An 18,439-nucleotide genomic window follows, 5' to 3' on the forward strand; every position below is an offset into this window, starting at 1 on the left:
GCGGTTCGACAGGCTCAGAAGGCCTTGACGAAGGAGACGAAGAGGCGCGGATCGCGACGGGTGCCGTCGCCGTCGTCGCCTCCGGCGCTGCGGACCGGGTTGCGGCCGTTGCGCCACGACAGCGCCGCGCGCAGCAGCACCTGCTGCGGGCCGCTCCAGCTGGCGGCCACGCCGTTGCCGGACAGCGTGTAGCGGTTGGGGTCCAGCGTCGCGGCGTTGCGCTCGCGGTCGCGGCGCAGCCAGGCGTGGTCGTGGAACAGCGACAGCGTCAGCTCGGGCGTCACCAGGCGGCGCCACTCGAGGCTGGCCAGCTGGCCCTCGTCGGCCGACGGCTCGGAGCTGGAGTACGCACGCACAGCCGAGGTGCCGGTGGCGCCGAACTTCTGCGACGAGTCAAGGTTGCGGTTGGCGCGCTGGCCCGACAGCGACAGCTGCAGCGTGTCGGCGGCGCTCAGGCGCTGCAGCCGGGTCAGCGTCCAGCCCAGCGTGCGGAAGCTGCCGTCGCGGTCGGGGCCGCCGGCGGACTGGTCGGCCGCGAGGTCGGCGGCATTGCCGCCGAGGTCCAGCCGGCCGAAGGCCAGCGACAGCGAGAACTGGGTGACGCCGCCGCCCAGCCAGCCGTCGACGGCGTCGCCGCCCAGCGCCAGCGTGCGCGTGGCGACGGTCTTGTCGCTGAGCTGGATGCCGGCGATGGCGTTGTCGAAGGCCTTGCGGTCGTAGGCCAGGCTCAGACTCAGCGAAGCGCCGGCACGGCGCAGCAGCGGGTAGTTCGCCGCCGCCGCCCAGGCCGTCGCGCCGCCGCTGTAGCGCGTGTTGTTCAGGTCGTAGCCGTAGGCCAGGCGCGACACGGTGGCGCTGGCACGCCAGCCGTCGTAGCCGACCGGCGCGTTGTAGCCGGCGCTGCCGTAGTCCGAGCCGGCGCTGTGGCTGGCGAAGAACTGCAGCTGGTCGCCGAAGCGCAGCGGGCTGTTGATCTCCAGCGCGCCGGTGCTGCGCCACTCGCCGCTGGCCCGGGTGCCGGCGTTGTCGAGCTGCAGCCGGCCGCCGAACATCGGCTCGTCGGCGACCGCAACCACCAGGCGCGTCTCGCCGGGCTGGTCGCCGGGTTCGAGCACCGAGCTGGCCTGCACGCCGGGCAGCGAGTCGAGCAGGCCGATGGCGCGCTGCACCTCGTCGGCGCGCACCGGCGCGCCGATCTTCTGGCGCGCCGTCATCGTGCCGAGCACACGCGGCTCGCCGACGTTGCGCCCCGGCGGCGCCTGCTCGACACGCACGCCCGACAGGCGGCCCTCGAGCACCGCGATCGTGACGACGCCGTCGCGCAGCTCCTGCTCGGGCAGGAAGGCCCGCACGAGGTAGCCGGCGTCCTGGTAGGCGCGGGCCACGGCGTCGGTGGCACGGCGCAGGTCGGCCAGGCTCGCCGGCTGGCCGACGAAGGGCGCCAGCCGGACCTGCAGCTCGGCCTCCGGCAACAGCGTCACGCCGCGCAGGCGGAAGCCGAGCACCTGGACCCGGGCACCGGGCGCCGCATCGGGGGTGGCCGCGGGGGCGGCCGTGGTCGGCGGCGGCGGTGGCGGCGGCGGTGCCGCACGCTCTGCATCACGCAGCAGGGTGCCGGCATCGGGCGGGGTCTGCGCCTGCGGCGCGCCGCAGGCCAGCAGCGCGGCCGCAGCCACGGCGCCCAGGGTCTTGTTGTTCATCGACTCGGCTCCCTGAACCCAGAGTAAACCCGGATCAGCAGCGACGGCCACTGTCAAGCCCGGGAATCAGGGAAAGCTTAAGTTGAAGCGTCTCGGTGCGTCACGAGAAATGCGGCCATAAATCGCACCTTTAGCATTAACCCGTAGTCCACCGAAGGGATGCGTCGGGCGTGCACACCCGCGGCAGGCCGTCGCCGCCGATGGCCTACAGTCACGGCCGACGACACCATGAACCGACTGCACACCGAACTCCTCCGCCTCCATCTCTGCGCCGCGCCGGGCGAGCCGGGCACCTGGGCCGACGCGTCCGGCCGCGTACGCAGCGCGGTGCTGGAACTCGTGGCCCCGGTCGACGCGGCACTGCTCGGCGCGGTCTGGGCCGGCGTTCAGAACGAACTCGGGCTGCCGGCACCGGCCATCGTGCTGTCGGGGCGCGACGGCCTGCAGCTCTGGTTCGCGCTGCAGCAGCCCGTGGATGCCGCGACGGCGAGCGCACTGGTCGACGGCCTGCGCCGGCGCTGGCTCGACGAACTGCCCGCGGCCCGGCTGCGCTGCTGGCCGGCGCCCGAGGCCGCGCCGCCGGCCCTGCCCGGCACCGAGGTCGGTCCCGAACGCTGGGCGGCGCTGGTCTCGCCCGACCTGGCGCCGCTGTTCACCGAGACCCCGTGGCTGGACCTGCCGCCGGGCGCCGACGCCCAGGCCGCGCTGCTGGCGCCGCTGCGCCCGATCACGGCCGATGAACTGGCCGCCGCCTTGCGCACGCTGGCGCCGCCGGACGCGACCACGGCGCCGGGTGCACCCGAGCCGCGCTCGGCGCCCGAACGCGAAGCCGAACGTTTCCTGCTGTCGGTGATGCGCGACGCCGCGGCGCCGCTGGCGCAGCGCATCGACGCCGCGAAGGCGCTGCTGCGCCGCTGATCAGGCCCCGCGCGCGGCCGCTTCGCGCAGCTTGTCCTTGCGGCTCTTGCGCCGGCCCTTGACGCCGCCGTGGCCGGCGGGCGCGGCAGGGGCACTCTCGGTGGGCTCGAAACCGTCGACACGCTCGCGTTCGACGCGCCGGCCCTGGCGCTTCTCGATGAGGCGGAAATGCGCCTCGCTGGCCGCGGTGACGAAGCTCCAGGCTTCGCCGCTGGCGCCGGCGCGTGCCGTGCGGCCGATGCGGTGCGTGTAGTCGGCGGCCGAACGCGGCAGGTCGTAGTTGATCACCGCGGCCAGCGCCGGGATGTGCAGCCCGCGCGCCGCCAGGTCGGTGGCGAGCACGACACGCAGCGTGCCGTGCGACAGCTCGGCCAGCACCCGTGCGCGCGCGCCCTGGCTCAGCTCGCCGTGCAGCGCCGCGGCGGCGATGCCGGCGCGCTGCAGCTTGGCCGCGACCATCTCGCTGGCGTGGCGCGTGGCGACGAAGACCAGCACCCGCGGCCAGTCGTGCGTGGCCAGCAGCCGGCGCAGCAGCGGCGTGCGCTGCGCGGTGTCGACCTCGACCGCGTGCTGCTCGATCTCGGGGCCGCCGGCCTCGGGCGCGGCGTCCACCGCCACCTGCACCGGCGCGTGCAGCAAGCGCGTGGCCAGCGCCTGCACCGGCGGCGGGAAGGTCGCCGAGAACAGCAACTGCTGGCGCTCGGCCGGCAGCAGCGCCAGCACACGCTCCAGCTCGTCGGCAAAACCGTCGTCGAGCAGCCGGTCGGCTTCGTCGAGCACCAGCAGCTGCACCTCGCCCAGCGTCAGCGCGTTGCGCTCGTCCAGGTCCAGCAGCCGGCCCGGCGTCGCGACGACGACTTCGGCGCCGCCGCGCAGGCCCATCATCTGCGGGTTCACCGAGACGCCGCCGAAGACGACGGCGACCTTCACCGGCTCGGCCATCTCGCGCGCCATCGCGCGCAGCGTCTGGCCGGCCTGCACCGCGAGTTCGCGCGTCGGCACCAGCAGCAGCGCGCGCGTGACGCGCCGGCTTTCGCGCGGCGTGATGTCGAAGCGATGCAGCATCGCCAGCGCGTAGGCCGCGGTCTTGCCCGAGCCGGTGGGCGCGCGCGCGACGAGGTCCTGGCCGTCGAGCGCCGGCGGGATGGCCTGCTGCTGCACCGGCGTCGGAATGCTGAAACCGAGCTCGGCGCAGGCGCGCTGCAGCGCCGGCGTCAGCCCGAGGGCGGCGAAGCCCGCGCTCACAGCCGCCGCGCCTTGACGGTGCGGCCCTTGACCTTGCCGCGCGCCAGGCCGCGCAGCGCCTGCTCGGCGAGGTCGCGGCGCACCGAGACGTAGGTCGAGAAGTCGTTGACGTCGATCTTGCCGACCGCCGCCGCCTCCAGCCCCAGGTCCTTGGTCAGCGCGCCCAGCACGTCGCCGCGGCGGATCTTCTCCTTGCGGCCGCCGAGGATCTGCAGCGTCACCATCGGCGGCAGCAGCGGCGGCTGCGGCCCGGCCTTGGCCAGTTCCGCTTCCAGCTCGGGCAGCGGATGCCAGACGCTCTGCCGGCCCTGCATCTCGTCGATGCGGCCGACACGCCCCATCTCGTCGAGGCTGGCGAGGTTGAACACCAGCCCGCTCTCGCCGGCGCGCCCGGTGCGGCCGATGCGGTGGGTGTGCACCTCGGGCTCGGGCGTGATGTCGACGTTGATCACCGCTTCGAGCTTGCTGATGTCCAGCCCGCGCGCAGCGACGTCGGTGGCCACCAGCACGCTGGCGCTGCGGTGGGCGAAGCGCACCAGCACCTGGTCGCGGTCGCGCTGCTCCAGGTCGCCGTGCAGCTCCAGCGCGACGATGCCTTGTGCCTGCAGCACCGCCACCAGGTCGCGGCACTGCTGCTTGGTGTTGCAGAAGGCCAGCGTGCTCTCGGGGCGGAAACGCTGCAGCAGCAGGCCGACGGCGTGCAGGCGCTGGCTCTCGGTCACTTCGTAGAAACGTTCGACGATCTGGCTGGCGGCGTGGGTTTCGGCCAGACGCACTTCCTGCGGGTCGCGCAGGTAGCGCGCGGCGAGCTTGGCGACGTCGTCCGGATAGGTGGCCGAGAACAGCAGCGTCTGGCGTTTGCTCGGCGGCGGGCAGTGGCGCGCGACGGCGGCGATGTCCTCGGCGAAGCCCATGTCGAGCATGCGGTCGGCTTCGTCGAGCACGAAGGTGGTCAGCGCCTCCAGCGCCAGCGAGCCGCGCTCCAGGTGGTCGAGCACACGCCCCGGCGTGCCGACGACGACGTGCGCACCGTGCTCCAGGCTGGCGAGCTGCGGCCGGATCGCGGCGCCGCCGCACAGCGTCAGCACCTTGACGTTGTCTTCGGCGCGCGCCAGGCGGCGGATCTCCTGCGAGACCTGCTCGGCGAGTTCACGCGTCGGGCAGAGCACCAGCGCCTGTGTGGCAAAGCGCTTGGCGTCGAGCCTGGCCAGCAGCGGCAGCGAAAAGGCCGCGGTCTTGCCGCTGCCGGTCTTGGCCTGGGCGATGAGGTCGCGCCCGGCCAGCGCCGGCGGCAGCGCCGCGGCCTGGATCGGCGTCATGCACTCGTAGCCCAGCTGCTGCAGGTTGGCGAGCACGGCCGGCGACAGCGGCAGCGTGGAGAAAGCGGGGCCGGCGGGCGCGGCGGGAGATTCGGTCATGCCCCGATTGTCGAGGCTAGGGCCGGCCGGCGCCGGGATTTCAGAGTTCGCGCGCCGTCAGCCACAGCCGCAGTTCGAACTCCAGCGTCGGGTACTCGGGCTCCATGTGGCGGCACAGCGCGTAGAAGGCCTTGTCGTGCTCGCGCTCCTTCAGGTGCGCCAGCTCGTGCACGGCGATCGTGCGCAGGAAGTCGGCCGGCGCCTCCTTGAACAGCGCGGCGATGCGGATCTCGCGTTTGGCCTGCAGCCGCCCGCCCTGCACACGCGAGACCGCGGTGTGCGTGCCCAGCGCGTTCTTGACGACGTGCAGCTTGGGGTCGAAGACGACCTTGGACAGCGGCGGCGCGCTCTTCATGAACCGCGACTTCAGCGCGCAGACGTAGTCGTAGAGCTCGCGCTCGTTGCGCACCGGCGAAGGCTCGGGGTGGCGGCGCGCGACGTAGTCGGCGAGCCGGCCTTCGGCGATCAGCGCCTGGACCTGAGCCAGCAGGTCGGGCGGGTAGCACTGCAGATACTTGAGTTCTGACACCGGCTCAGCAGCGGCCCGAGCGCCGGCTGCGCGGCTGCAGCTTGTCGAGCTCGGCGAACTGCTGCTTGAGCAGCAGCATCAGCGCCCGCGCCTGGTCGACCGGCAGGCTGAGACAGGAGCCGGCGGCGCCTTCGTCGCGCGCCGGGCGCGGCAGCACCAGCGCGTCGACGCCGATCTCGATCAGGCCCTTGTCGTGACGCAGGGACTTCAGGCGCTGCACTTCGATGTCGTAGGTCTTCATGCGGGGGCGGGGTGACGCGAAAGCCGGCGATTGTCCGCCGCCCGCGGCCGCAGCGGGCCGTGTTCACGACAACGACCGGCCCCGCGGCCGTCGCGCCCCATGCGCCCCGAAGATCCGCCCGCGCCCCGAGCGGCAACGCCGGCTCGGCCCGCCCGGCGTGCCGGGCGCTGCGGCAGCCGGCTCAGTGACGGCGGCGGCGGTTCGCGGCGGCGACGCCGAACAGCGCCAAGCCGGCCAGCGCCAGCGTCGCCGGTTCCGGCACGTCGTTGCCGGGCTCGCCGACGACGACGCGGATCGCGCTGCGGCCCATCTCGGCACCGGCCGCGGAGTAGGCGACCAGGGCGAACGTGTACTCGCCGGCGGCGAACGCGTCGAAGGCCTTGCCCACCTCGAGGAAGTCCATGCCGAGGTTCCACGAGTCCTGGATCAGCGGCAGCGCCGAGAACGCGCCGCCGATGTGCGCCGCCTGGTCGGTGCCGGCCGCCGGATCGCGGTCGATCAGCAACTGCACCGAGTAGCTGGTGGTGTCCAGGCCGCTGACGTAGTACGCGAAGTTCCACAGCGCATACGGGTTCGCCGGCGACGGCGACTGTTGCGACACCCCGTCCGGCGCGAAGAAGGTCCCGGCGCCGTCGTTGGCGAGGTTCGGCCCGACGTAACGCTGATGCGCGGTCAGGCCGAGCGTCAGGCCGTTCTCGAATTCCTTCACCGCCACGGCGTTGTTCGGGATGCCGCTGCCGCCGAAGGTGGCACCCGGCAGCGTGCCGAAGCGGTCGTAGGTCGGCGTGACCGGCGCGGCGATCGCGGAAGCGCAGGCGACGGTGGCGAGAGCGGACAAGGTGCAGCGCAAGATGTTCATGACGGTGTCAAACGTGATTTCCTGCATCAAAAGCACGTGACATGCCACTCCACCTCGGGGCGGCAGATTTCGCCGGTGTGACAAGGGTTTGTCCGCAGCGGCGGGGCCGCGGGCCGAGGCTGCGAACCGGTCGGTGTCAAGGATGCCGACAGGCCGGATGCGGCCGGTCCCGCGCGAGCGTGCCGACCGGGCGGGCCGGCGTCCTGGTACAACCTGCCGCCGAGAACGCTCAGCGAGAACACGACGATGCCCCTGATGGAGATCGGCGCGGGCCTGCGCGGGCCGGGTGCCGGCCGATGACGCCGGGACTCCTGCCCTCCGGCCTGTACGACCTGCTGCTCACCGAGCGCCTGGAGCGCCTGCTCGCCGCCGACCCGGGCGCGCGGCATCAGGTCCTGCCGCTGGCCGGGAATGCGGCCGAACTCGTGGCCGATGCCCTGGTCCGGCAGCTCGCCGCCCTGCTGGAGGAACTGCCCGGCGACGGCGAAGACGCGGCGACACGCCAGCTGGGGCTGGTCAACGAGCTGCTGATCTGGCTGCGCGAGCGGCTGCAGGGCAACACCAGCCGAGGCGCGGCCGCCGCTGTCGACCTGCTGGCGCCGCCAGCGCGGCTGCTGCGCGCCGTGCACCGCTCGCCGACCCGCCCGACACCGCCCGAGCTCGGTCTGGCCATGCCGTGGCTGTTCACCGCCGGCAAGGGCTCGCCGTCGCTGCTGCAGGAACTGCGCCGCGAGCTGGCATCCAGCGACCGGGTCGACATCCTGGTCAGCTTCATCACCGTATCGGGCGTGCGCAAGCTGCAGGACGTGCTGCAGCAGATCACCGCCCGCGGCGGCGACGCCGGCGCGCCCGGGCCGCGCATCCGCATCCTCACCACCACCTACACCGGAGCCACGGAGCTGCGCGCGCTCGACGAGTTGGCACGCCTGCCGGGCTGCGACGTCCGCGTGTCACTGGACGGCCGCCGCACGCGGCTGCATGCCAAGGCCTGGATGTTCCACCGCGCCAGCGGCTTCGGCTCGGCCTACATCGGCAGCGCCAACCTCAGCGGCGCGGCGCTGACGGGCGGCCTGGAGTGGACCGTCAAGCTCACCCAGCGCGGGCAGGCCGCCTTGTTCACGCGCGCCGAGGCGCACTTCGAGACGCTGTGGTCGGACAACGAGTTCCGCCGCTACGACCCCGACGACGCCACGCACCGCCAGGCCCTCGCCGCGGCGCTGCGGCGCGAGTCGGGCGCCGGGCCGGGCGATGGCGGCCCGGTGGCCGTCGGCTTCTTCGACCTGCAGCCCAAGAGCTACCAGCAGGAGATGCTGGAGCAGCTGGTGGCCGAACGCGCGCACGGCCGCCAGCGCAACCTGCTGGTGGCCGCCACCGGCACCGGCAAGACGGTGGTCGCCGCGTTCGACTACCGCGCCAGCTGCGAGCGCCTGGGCGGGCGGCCTCGGCTGCTGTTCGTGGCGCACCGCGAGGAGATCCTGCGCCAGGCGCTGCGCACCTACCGCGAGGTGCTGCGCGACCCCGAGTTCGGCGACCTGCTCTGCGGCACGCACGAGCCCGGGCAGCTGGACCACCTGTTCGCCACGATCGACAGCGTCAGCAGCCGCGATCTCGTCGCCACGGCGGGCGCCGCGCACTGGCACACCGTGGTGGTCGACGAGTGCCATCGCCTGGCCGCCGAGCGCTTCGACGCCTTCGTGCGCACGGTCCGCCCGGCCGTCCTGCTGGGCCTCACCGCCACGCCCGAGCGCAGCGACGGCAAGCCGCTCGCGCCTTACTTCGACCACCGCCCCGACGGCAGCCCCGCGGTGGAGCTGCGCCTGTGGCACGCACTGGACCTGCAGCTGCTCGCCCCGTTCGAGTACTACGCCTGCGACGACGAGACCGACTTCTCGTCGGTGCCCTGGGACCTGCCTGGCGAACGCGACGCGATCGACAAGCTCGTCACCGCCAACGACCTTCGCGCGAGGCTGGTCGTCAAGGAGTGGATGCGGCTCGCGTCCGAGCCCCGGCAGTCCCGGGCGCTGGTGTTCTGCGTCTCGGTGGCGCACGCCGAGTTCATGACCGAGCGGCTCAACCGCGCCGGGCTGCCGGCGGCCTGCGTCGTCGGCAGCACCCCGGGCGACGAACGCCGCCGCGCACCGCAGCGGCTGGCCAGCGGCGAGCTCTGCGCCCTCGTGACCGTGGACCTCTACAACGAAGGCGTGGACCTGCCGACGGTCGACACCCTGCTGCTGCTGCGCCCGACGCAGAGTCCGGTGCTGTTCCAGCAGCAGCTGGGCCGCGGGCTGCGCCTGGCGCCGAGGAAGGACAGCTGCCTGGTGCTGGACTTCGTCGGCCAGCACCGCGCCGACTTCCGCTTCGACCGGCTGCTGTCGGGCATCACCGGGCTGACGCGGCGCGAGCTGGCCGACGCCGTGGAGCACGGCTTCGGCAGCCTGCCGCCGGGTTGCCACATCCACCTGCAGAAGCAGACGCGAGAGCAGGTGCTGGGCAGCCTGCGCACGCTCACGCAGCAGAGCTGGAGGCGACTGAAGACCGAGCTGCAGGCCTACGCCGCGCTGCGCGGCCGCAGCGCCGTGCGCCTGGCCAACTTCCTGAGCGACCAGGCGCTGGAACTGGAAGACGTGTACCGCGCCGGCACCGGTGGCACACGCAGCGGCTGGACCGCGCTGAAGCGCGAGGCCGGGCTTCTGGTGTGCGAGCCCGGCCCCGAGGAGGACTACCTCAGCCGGCGCGCGGCCGACCTGCTGCACATCGACGACCCGGCCCGGCTGACGCTGCTCGGCCGCCTGCCCGCGCTGCACGCCACCCGCCACGCGCTCGACGCAAGCGACCGGGCCTTGCTGCAGATGCTGGCCTACCAGGTCGACGGCCGCCACGAACAGAAAGGCGACGCCGCCACCTTCCTCGCCCGCCTGGCGGCACATGCGCCGGTGCTCGAGGAACTGGCCGAGCTCGGCGGCTGGCTGGAAGCCTCGAACGCACGGCCCGCCGTGCCGCTGCCGGGCCTGGACGACACGCCGCTGGTGCTGCACGCCCGCTACGGCATCCGCGAGATCCTGACCGCCGTGGGCTGGCTGAGCGCCGAGCGTCGCGTGCCCTTCCAGGCCGGAGTGCTGGCCCTGGCCGAGCGCCGGACCGAGCTGCTGTTCGTGACGCTCGACAAGAGCGAGGGCTTCCACGACCGCATCGCCTACCGCGACTACGCCATCAGCGCCGAGCGTTTCCACTGGCAGTCGCAAAACAGCGCCGGCCCCGACACACCGGCCGGACGGCGCTACCTGGAGAGCGCGCACAACGGCTGGCGCTTCCAGCTCTTCGTGCGGGCGCACAAGGGCGAGCCCTACCGCGCCTGCGGCCCCGTCACCCTCGACGGCGCCGAGGGCAGCCGACCGATGAGCATCACCTGGCGGCTGCAGCGGCCGCTGCCGGCGCGGCTGTTCCGGGAGTTCAGCGTGCTGCGGGGCAGCTGAAGACGCGCAGCCCGGTATTCAGCCCGACAGCAGGTCCGGCCGATGCGCCTTCAGCCAGGCCAGCACGTGCCCCTGCAGCGCCTTCGCGCTGGCCAGGCACTCGGTGGCCACGGCTTCGGGGATGAGATCGCCCGAGTAGTCGGACAAGTTGCGTTGCTTGCGCAGCGCGTCGAGCACGATGACCTGGGCCGGCGCGACGCCGACGCTGGTGCCGAGGGTCTGGATCGCCGTCTGGTGGTGTCCGGGCTTGCTGGTCAGCGTGCGGTAGCCGTTGGCCTGCAAGGCCACCATCGACAGCTGCATGATGGCCTTGTAGGCCGCGTCGAAGCGGTTCTCCGCGCTCAGGCCGGCCAGCTGCGCATCGGCCAGATTGCGCTGCGCAGCCGCCAGCAGCTTGCCGACAGCGGCCGCGTCCGGCTGGATCGCGTCAAGGCTGATGCCCAGCAAGTTCTTCAAGGTCATCGGCGTTGCCGATCAGGAAGATCTTGGGGCGCGACAGCACGTCCCGCAGGAACGGCTCCGAACGAGCCCTTGCCGCAAAGTCGTCGAGCGCGAATACCTTCGGGTTGATCTCGCGACCCAGGGTGGTCTGCGCCGGGTACAGCGCCTGGACCACGTCTCGGAAGCCGGCATCGCCGACCAGGAGCACGTCGATGTCGCTGCCGGCCGTTTCCTCCCCGCGGGCGACCGAGCCGAAGACAAAGGCCAGCTTCACGCGCCCGGCCAGCGGCGCCAACGCTGCCGAGAGCACATCGCCCAGGCCCGAGGTCTTGCGCAGGATGCTGGCCAGCTCGGCGTAGATCGGGCCGCTGGTGTTGGCGCTGTAGACCTGCTGGTTGCCGCGCTTCTCACGCCGCAGCAGCCCCGCCTCGGCCAGCTTGGTGAGCTCACGCGTGATCGTGCCGGCCGGCAGGCCCGTGCGGCGAGCGACCTCCCGGCCATGCAGCGCTTCCTCCGGCCGCAACAACAGCAGCCCGAGCACGCGACGGCGGTATTCGGGGAACAGCAGGGAGGCCAAGGATTGATGCATGGAAGGCGCCAATTGTCGCTTTATTTGCATCGATTTACCAGACACCTCAACACGACACGCCGCCCGAAAACAAGCGGGGCATCAGGCGACTGCAGGTGGCAAACGACACCGACCTGTGCCCGTGGAGGCCTACATCAGCACGATGTCGTACTGCTCCGGGTTCATCGTCGCCTCGGCCGACAGCGAGATCGGCTTGCCGATGAACTCCGACAGCCCGGCGATGTGGCCGCTCTCCTCGTCGAGCAGCATCTCGACGACGGCGGCGCTGGCGATGACGCGGAATTCCTTCGGGTTGAACTGCCGCGCCTCGCGCAGGATCTCGCGCAGGATGTCGTAGCAGACGCTGCGCGCGGTCTTCACCTGGCCGCGGCCCTGGCAGGTCGGGCAGGGTTCGCACAGCATGTGCGCCAGGCTCTCGCGCGTGCGCTTCCTCGTCATCTCGACGAGCCCCAGCTGCGTGAAGCCGCTGACCGTGGTGCGCGTGCGGTCGCGTGCGAGCTGCTTGCGCAGCTCGGCGAGCACCGCCTGCTGGTGGTCCTCGCGCGTCATGTCGATGAAGTCGGCGATGATGATCCCGCCCAGGTTGCGCAGCCGCAGCTGGCGCGCGATGGCGCCGGCCGCCTCGAGGTTGGTCTTGAAGATCGTGTCCTCGAAGTTGCGCGCGCCGACGAAGCCGCCGGTGTTGACGTCCACCGTCGTCAGCGCCTCGGTCTGGTCGACGATCAGGTAGCCGCCGCTCTTCAGGTCGACGCGCCGCGCCAGCGCCTTGGCGATCTCCTCCTCGATGCCGAAGAGGTCGAAGATCGGCCGCTCGCCGCGGTAGTGCTCGAGCTTGCCGACCGCGCCCGGCGTGTAGGTCTCGCCGAAGACACGCAGCGCCTCGTGCTGCAGCTTGGAGTCGATGCGGATCGAGTGCGTGGCGTCGGTGGTCAGGTCGCGCAGCACACGTTCGGCCAGGCTCAGGTCCTGGTGCAGCAGCGTGCCCGGCGGCTTGCTCTGCGCACGCTGGCGGATCGCCGCCCAGGTCTTGCGCAGGTAGGCGATGTCGTCGGCGAGTTCGGCGTCGCTCGCCTCCTCGGCGTTGGTGCGCAGGATGAAGCCGCCGCCATCGGCGCCGACCAGCGCCTGCATGCGGGAACGCAGCTGCTCGCGCAGCTCGGGGCCGCCGATCTTCTGCGAGATGCCGATGTGGTCGTCGTGCGGCAGGAAGACCAGCATGCGCCCGGCGATCGAGATCTGCGTCGACAGCCGCGCGCCCTTGGTGCCGATGGCGTCCTTGATGACCTGCACGGTCAGCGTCTGGCCTTCGAAGACGTGGCGCTCGATTGGCGGCAGCGGCGCGTCGCCGCGCGTCGTCGGGTGGCCGAACAGGTCGGCCACGTGCAGGAAGGCCGCACGCTCCAGGCCGATGTCGACGAACGCGCTCTGCATGCCGGGCAGCACACGCGCCACCTTGCCGAGGTAGACGTTGCCGACCAGCCCTCTCTCGAGCGTGCGCTCGACGTGCAGCTCCTGCACCGCGCCGTTCTCGACGATGGCGACCCGCGTTTCCTGCGGTGCCCAGTTGATGAGGATGTCCTGCGTCGCCATGGCGCGCAGTCTAACGAGACGCCGGGGGCGCCGCGTGTGCGGGGCTACGCGCAGCGTGCGCTGGCCGTCACGCTCAGGGCGCGGTGGCGACGCCGGCCTCGGCCAGCAGCGCACGCGTCTCGAACAGCGGCAGCCCCATGATACCGGAGTAGCTGCCTTCGACGCGTTCGATCCAGGCCGAGATCGGCCCCTGGATCGCATACGAGCCGGCCTTGCCGAAGGGCTCGCCGCTCGCGACGTAGCGCCCGATCGTCGCCTCGGGCAGCACGGCGAAACGCACCACCGAATCCGACAGCGCCAGCCGGCGCTGCGCGCCGTGCGCCACTGCGACGGCGGTGTAGACGTGGTGCTCGCCGCCCGACAACGCGCGCAGCGTCGCCGTGGCGTCTTCGGCGTCGCGCGGCTTGCCGAGGATGCGCGGCCCCAGCGCCACCGTCGTGTCGGCGCAGAGGATGGGCGCCGGCGGCAGCGCACGCGCGTGCAGCCGCGCGACGGCGGCGTCGAGCTTGGCCAGCGTCACGCGCTGCACGTAGTCGGCCGGCGCTTCGCCGTCGCGTTCGGCTTCCAGCGCCTCGGCGTCCTCGTCGGGCGCAGGCAGCAGCGGGCGGTGGGCGACGCCGAGCTGGTCGAGCAGCTGAGCGCGGCGCGGGCTCTGCGAGGCGAGGTAGACGAAGGTGGCGTTCATCGTGGAAAGCTGTCGTGCGCCGCCATCTTGCCCCCTCTCCCGCTCGCGGGAGAGGGTGCCGGTCATTCGCGGTGATAGGGGTGGCCGGTGGCCAGCGTCCAGGCGCGGTACAGCGCCTCGGCGAGCAGCACGCGCGCGAAGGCGTGCGGCAGCGTCAGGTCCGACAGGCGCAGCGTCTCGTCGGCGCTGGCTTTCAGCGCCGGGTCCAGCCCGTCGGGGCCGCCGATCAGCAGGGCCACGTCGCGGCCTTCGCCACGCCAGTGGGTGACACGTTCGGCCAGCTTGACGGTGTCCAGCCGCGTGCCGCGTTCGTCGAGGATCACGCGGCGCACGCCACGCGGCAGCGCGGCCTCGAAGCGTGCGGCTTCGGCGGCCATGCACTGCGCGGCGGTCTTGCCGCCGGTGCGCGGCTCGGCCTTCAGCGCCTTCAGCTCCAGCCGCATCTCGGGCGGGAAGCGTTTGGCGAAATCGGCCCAGGCCTCGTCGGCCCAGGCCGGCTGGCGCTGGCCCACGGCCACGACCAGCAGCTTCACCTCAGCGTGCGGTCTTGCGCGCGGCGGTCTTGCGCGCCGGGGCCTTGGCGGCCGGCTTGGCGGCCGGCTTGCGCGGCGCCGCGGCCTTCTTCGCCGCCGGCTTCTTCGGCGTGCCGACCTTCACGGTCGACACCGGCAGGCCGGCGTCGGCGTCGCGGCGCGCGGTCTTGCGCGCCGGCGCCTTGGCGGCCGCCTTCTTGGCCGCCGGGCGTGCGGCCTGGCGCGCCGCCACCTTGTCGGCGGCCTTCTTCTTGGCCGCCTTCTTGGCTGCGGGCTTCTTCGGCGCCTCGTCCATCGGCTCGGAGGCCTTGACGAGGCCGCCGCCGGTGGCGCCGAGCTTCACGCGCACCGCCTTGCCGCCCCAGATCTCCTCGAGGTGGTAGTACTCGCGGATGGCGGGCTGCATGATGTGCGCCACCGCCTGGCCGCAGTCGACGATGATCCACTCGCCGTTGTCCTCGCCCTCGGTGGACAGGACTTCCATGCCGCGGGCCTTGACGGTCTCGCGCACGCTGGAGGCCAGCGCCTTGGTCTGACGGTTGCTGGTGGCCGTCGCGATGATCACGCGCTCGAACAGCGGCGACAGGGCCTCGGTGTTGAAGACGGCGATGTTCTGCGCCTTGACGTCTTCCAGGCCATCGACGATGGCCCGTTGCAGCTTGCGAATGTCCATTCAGCTCCCGGATGCGGCCCGGTAAAGGGCGTGCTGGTCAATATAGCGTGCCACCTGCGGCGGCACCAATTCGGTGATGTCCAGGCCGCTGGCGGCCCGGCGGCGGATTTCGGTGGCCGACACGTCGACCGCCAGCGGCACCAGCGCCAGCGCGTGCGGGTGGCGCGCCACCTCGGCATCGGCCACCAGCGCGACGCCCGGCCGTGCGGCGACGGCCAGTTCGACCCGCGCGAGCAGCTCGCGCCAGCCGTTCCAGGTGTGCAGGCCAGCGTACTGGTCGGCGCCGATCAGCAGCACCCAACGCACGTCGGGTTCGCGCCGCTGCAGCTCGCGCACGGTGTCCAGCGTGTAGCTGGGCCCCGGGCGCTTGATCTCGAGGCGGTCAACGGCGAAACGCGCTTCGCCTTCGACCGCCGCTTCCAGCATCGCGACACGGTGCTCGGGCGCCGACAGCGCCCTCGCCTTCTGCCACGGTTGGCCGACCGGCACCCACAGCACGCCGTCCAGCGCCAGCTGTTTCATCGCCTCGTGCGCCAGCGCGACGTGGCCGCGGTGCACGGGGTCGAAACTGCCGCCGAACAGGCCGATGCGGCGGCCGGCGGCCGCGGGCGCGTGGTTCACTCGGCGAGCCAGTCGCGCGGACGCAGGAAGTCGGTGTACAGCCGCGCCTCGGGCGTGCCGGGCTCGGGCTTGGCGTCGTAGCCCCAGTGCACGACCGGCGGCATCGACATCAGGATGCTCTCGGTGCGCCCGCCGCTCTGCAGCCCGAACAGCGTGCCGCGGTCCCAGACGAGGTTGAGCTCGACATAACGCCCGCGGCGCAGGCACTGGAAGTCGCGTTCGCGTTCGCCGTAAGGCGTGTCGCGGCGCCGGCGCACGATCGGCAGCCAGGCGTCGAGAAAGGCCTCGCCGACCGAACGCACCATCGCGAAGTCGGCGTCGAAGCCGCCCTCGGCGAAGTCGTCGAAGAACACGCCGCCGATGCCACGCGGCTCGTCGCGGTGCTTGAGGAAGAAGTACTCGTCGCACCAGCGCTTGAAGCGCGGGTACTTGTCGTCGCCGAAGGGTGCCAGCGCGTCGCGGCAGACGCGGTGGAAGTGGCGCGCGTCGTCCTCGACGCCGTAGTACGGCGTCAGGTCCATGCCGCCGCCGAACCAGCTGACCGGCGCGCGGCCTTCGGGGAAGGCGGCGAACAGGCGCACGTTCATGTGCGTCGTCGGCACGTGCGGGTTGCGCGGGTGCATGACCAGCGACACGCCCAGCGCCTCGAACGGCGAACCGGCGAGCTCGGGCCGGTGCTGGGTGGCCGTCGGCGGCAGCGCCGCGCCCTTGACGTGGCTGAAGTTGCAGCCGCCGCGCTCGATCAGCGGCCCGCCTTCGACGAGCTGGGTCAGCCCGTCGCCTTCGAGCCGGCCGCCGGCCGGGCGCTGCCAGGCGTCACGCAGGAACGGCGTGCCGTCCTCGGCCTCGACCGCGGCGACGATGCGCGATTGCAGCTCCAGCAGCCAGCGGCGCATCGCCGCGGTGTCGACGGCGGCGTTCAATGGCGGATGGCCCGGTGGCCGATGTCGTTGCGCCACTGCGCGCCGTCGAAGGCGATCGCGTGCACGCCTTCCAGCGCCCGCTGCTGCGCCAGCCGCACCGAGTCGCCGAGCGCGGTGACGCACAGCACACGCCCGCCGCTGGTGACGGTCTGGCCGTCGACGGCCTTGGTGCCGGCGTGGAAGACGACGAGGTCCTCGCGTTCGGCCGGCAGCCCGCTGATGACGTCGCCGGCACGCGGTTCGGCCGGGTAGCCGGCGGCGGCCATCACGACGCCGAGCGCGACGCGGCGGTCCCACTGCAGCGCGACGTCGGCGAGCTTGCCTTCGGTGGCCGCCAGCAGCAGTTCGACCAGATCGGTCTTCAGCCGCATCAGGATGACCTCGGCCTCGGGGTCGCCGAGCCGGCAGTTGAACTCCACCGTGCGCGGCTGGCCGTGGGCGTCGATCATCAGCCCGGCGTAGAGGAAGCCGGTGAACGGATGCCCGTCCTTGGCCATGCCCGCCAGCGTCGGCTGGATGATCTCCTGCATCACCTTGGCGTGCACGTTGGGCGTGACCACCGGCGCCGGCGAATAGGCGCCCATGCCGCCGGTGTTGGGGCCGCGGTCGCCGTCGAAGATGCGCTTGTGGTCCTGGCTGGTGGCCAGCGGCAGCACCGTCGTGCCGTCGGCGACGACGATGAAGCTGGCCTCCTCGCCGTCCATGAACTCCTCGATGACGACCCGGCCGCCGGGCACGCCCAGCATCGTGTCGATCGCGGCATGCGCCTCGTCCAGCGTCGTCGCGACGACGACACCCTTGCCCGCCGCCAGGCCGTCGGCCTTGACGACGATCGGCGCGCCCTGCGCATCGACGTAGGCATGCGCCGCGGCGGCTTCGGTGAAGCTCTCGTAGCGCGCCGTCGGGATGCCGTGGCGCTTCATGAAGTCCTTGGCGAAGGCCTTGGAGCTTTCCAGCTGCGCCGCCGCACGCGTCGGGCCGAAGATGCGCAGCCCGCGCGCGCGGAAGACGTCGACGACGCCGGCGGCCAGCGGCGCCTCGGGGCCGACGACCGTCAGCGCCACCTTCTCGGCGACGACGAAGTCGGCCAGCGCCGCCGGGTCCGTGATCGCGACGTTGCGCAGCCGTGCGTCCGCCGCCGTGCCGCCGTTGCCCGGCGCCACGTAGACGTGCTGCACGCGCGGGGACTGCGCGAGCTTCCACGCCAGGGCGTGCTCGCGGCCGCCGCCGCCGATCACGAGAACCTTCATGCTTCGATTTCCGCGTTGTGGAAGACGTCCTGCACATCATCGAGGTCCTCGATGACGTCCAGCAGCTTCTGCATGCGCGCGGCGTCTTCGCCGGCCAGCGCGATGGTGTTTTCGGCGCGCATCGTGACCTCGGCGACCTCCGCCGTCAGCCCCTTGGCTTCGAGGGCGGCCTTCACGGCCTGGAAGTCGGCAGGCGAGGTCAGCACCTCGATCGAGCCGTCCTCGCCGGTGACCACGTCCTCGGCGCCGGCTTCGAGCGCGGCTTCCATCACCGCGTCCTCGCTGGTGCCGGGGGCGAAGATCAGCTGGCCGCAGTGCTTGAACTGGAAGGCCACCGAGCCTTCGGTGCCCAGGTTGCCGCCGTACTTGCTGAAGGCGTGGCGGACCTCGGCGACGGTGCGCACGCGGTTGTCGGTCATGCAGTCGACGATGATCGCCGCGCCGCCGATGCCGTAGCCTTCGTAGCGGATCTCCTCGTAGTTGACGCCTTCGAGGTTGCCGGTGGCCTTGTCGATGTTGCGCTTGACGGTGTCGGCGGGCATGTTGGCCGCCTTGGCCTTGTCGACCGCCAGCCGCAGCCGCGGGTTGGCGTTCGGGTCACCGCCGCCTTGGCGGGCGGCGACGATGATCTCGCGGATCACGCGCGTCCAGATCTTGCCGCGCTTCTCGTCCTGGCGGCCTTTGCGGTGCTGGATGTTGGCCCATTTGGAATGTCCGGCCATGGGGGGAATCTCCTGTAGCGCCGTTCGGG

The 18,439-nt window shown here is 72.3% G+C and carries 18 protein-coding genes; 2 read left to right on the top strand and 16 right to left on the bottom strand.

From position 1 onward, the window contains the following. Positions 1–14 precede the first annotated feature (14 nt). Positions 15–1,700, bottom strand: coding sequence for a ShlB/FhaC/HecB family hemolysin secretion/activation protein (locus tag LOC65_RS00725; protein ID WP_230246216.1), 1,686 nt, complete (start codon positions 1,698–1,700; stop codon positions 15–17). A gap of 228 nt (positions 1,701–1,928) precedes the next feature. Here LOC65_RS00725 and LOC65_RS00730 point away from each other — a divergent pair, with 228 nt between their 5' ends. Beyond that, entirely contained in the window at positions 1,929–2,618 is a 690-nt protein-coding gene (locus tag LOC65_RS00730) for a hypothetical protein (RefSeq protein ID WP_230246217.1), read from the top strand. Here LOC65_RS00730 and LOC65_RS00735 read toward each other — a convergent pair whose 3' ends face one another. The 5 genes from LOC65_RS00735 to LOC65_RS00755 form a co-directional block, all read right to left on the bottom strand. Continuing rightward, positions 2,619–3,863, bottom strand: a complete 1,245-nt coding sequence (locus LOC65_RS00735) for a DEAD/DEAH box helicase (protein ID WP_230246218.1) — start codon at positions 3,861–3,863, stop codon at positions 2,619–2,621. Beyond that, the gene (gene dbpA / locus LOC65_RS00740) at positions 3,860–5,281 is read right to left on the bottom strand and encodes an ATP-dependent RNA helicase DbpA (protein WP_230246219.1); all 1,422 of its coding nucleotides are present in this window, start codon (positions 5,279–5,281) and stop codon (positions 3,860–3,862) included. The genes LOC65_RS00735 and dbpA overlap by 4 nt, the downstream gene beginning before the upstream one ends. A 40-nt stretch (positions 5,282–5,321) precedes the next feature. Further along, positions 5,322–5,810 (bottom strand): YgjP-like metallopeptidase domain-containing protein, encoded by a 489-nt coding sequence (locus tag LOC65_RS00745; protein ID WP_230246222.1) that lies wholly within the window; start codon positions 5,808–5,810, stop codon positions 5,322–5,324. Positions 5,811–5,814: 4 nt separating this feature from the next. Beyond that, on the bottom strand, positions 5,815–6,051 hold the full coding sequence (locus LOC65_RS00750; RefSeq protein WP_009856494.1) for a hypothetical protein: 237 nt from the start codon (positions 6,049–6,051) through the stop codon (positions 5,815–5,817). 181 nt (positions 6,052–6,232) lie between these two features. Continuing rightward, positions 6,233–6,910, bottom strand: coding sequence for a PEP-CTERM sorting domain-containing protein (locus LOC65_RS00755; RefSeq protein WP_009856493.1), 678 nt, complete (start codon positions 6,908–6,910; stop codon positions 6,233–6,235). Between the two features lie 296 nt (positions 6,911–7,206). On the opposite strand from LOC65_RS00755, the gene LOC65_RS00760 reads away from it, so the two are divergent. Further along, positions 7,207–10,383, top strand: coding sequence for a DUF3427 domain-containing protein (locus LOC65_RS00760; RefSeq protein WP_230246223.1), 3,177 nt, complete (start codon positions 7,207–7,209; stop codon positions 10,381–10,383). Between the two features lie 18 nt (positions 10,384–10,401). Here the strand turns inward: LOC65_RS00760 and LOC65_RS00765 are convergent, their stop codons facing one another. From LOC65_RS00765 to LOC65_RS00810, 10 genes are all read right to left on the bottom strand, one after another. Beyond that, positions 10,402–10,845: a DNA-binding protein gene (locus LOC65_RS00765; protein ID WP_164963246.1), complete on the bottom strand. Its 444-nt coding sequence runs from the start codon at positions 10,843–10,845 to the stop codon at positions 10,402–10,404. Further along, positions 10,811–11,401, bottom strand: a complete 591-nt coding sequence (locus tag LOC65_RS00770) for a nucleotidyltransferase domain-containing protein (RefSeq protein WP_310733804.1) — start codon at positions 11,399–11,401, stop codon at positions 10,811–10,813. The genes LOC65_RS00765 and LOC65_RS00770 overlap by 35 nt, the downstream gene beginning before the upstream one ends. 141 nt (positions 11,402–11,542) lie before the next feature. Next, positions 11,543–13,003, bottom strand: coding sequence for a ribonuclease G (rng, locus tag LOC65_RS00775; protein ID WP_009856492.1), 1,461 nt, complete (start codon positions 13,001–13,003; stop codon positions 11,543–11,545). A 73-nt stretch (positions 13,004–13,076) separates the two neighbouring features. After that, a complete protein-coding gene (locus LOC65_RS00780; RefSeq protein WP_230246225.1) occupies positions 13,077–13,688 on the bottom strand; it encodes a nucleoside triphosphate pyrophosphatase in 612 nt (203 codons plus the stop codon). 62 nt (positions 13,689–13,750) lie between these two features. Next, positions 13,751–14,221, bottom strand: a complete 471-nt coding sequence (rlmH, locus tag LOC65_RS00785) for a 23S rRNA (pseudouridine(1915)-N(3))-methyltransferase RlmH (RefSeq protein WP_009855293.1) — start codon at positions 14,219–14,221, stop codon at positions 13,751–13,753. A gap of 1 nt (position 14,222) precedes the next feature. After that, positions 14,223–14,894, bottom strand: coding sequence for a ribosome silencing factor (gene rsfS / locus LOC65_RS00790; RefSeq protein WP_009855292.1), 672 nt, complete (start codon positions 14,892–14,894; stop codon positions 14,223–14,225). Next, positions 14,895–15,515, bottom strand: a complete 621-nt coding sequence (nadD, locus tag LOC65_RS00795) for a nicotinate-nucleotide adenylyltransferase (protein WP_230246227.1) — start codon at positions 15,513–15,515, stop codon at positions 14,895–14,897. It lies immediately after the preceding gene. Next, positions 15,512–16,438, bottom strand: a complete 927-nt coding sequence (hemF, locus tag LOC65_RS00800) for an oxygen-dependent coproporphyrinogen oxidase (RefSeq protein ID WP_230246229.1) — start codon at positions 16,436–16,438, stop codon at positions 15,512–15,514. Before hemF ends, nadD begins: the two co-directional genes overlap by 4 nt. Continuing rightward, positions 16,435–17,688, bottom strand: a complete 1,254-nt coding sequence (gene purD / locus LOC65_RS00805; protein ID WP_230246231.1) for a phosphoribosylamine--glycine ligase — start codon at positions 17,686–17,688, stop codon at positions 16,435–16,437. Before purD ends, hemF begins: the two co-directional genes overlap by 4 nt. Beyond that, a complete protein-coding gene (locus LOC65_RS00810) occupies positions 17,685–18,410 on the bottom strand; it encodes a YebC/PmpR family DNA-binding transcriptional regulator (protein ID WP_009855288.1) in 726 nt (241 codons plus the stop codon). Before LOC65_RS00810 ends, purD begins: the two co-directional genes overlap by 4 nt. Positions 18,411–18,439 lie beyond the last annotated feature (29 nt).

The organism is Rubrivivax sp. JA1055 (assembly GCF_020966565.1).
Classification (GTDB): Bacteria; Pseudomonadota; Gammaproteobacteria; order Burkholderiales; family Burkholderiaceae_C; genus Rubrivivax; species Rubrivivax benzoatilyticus.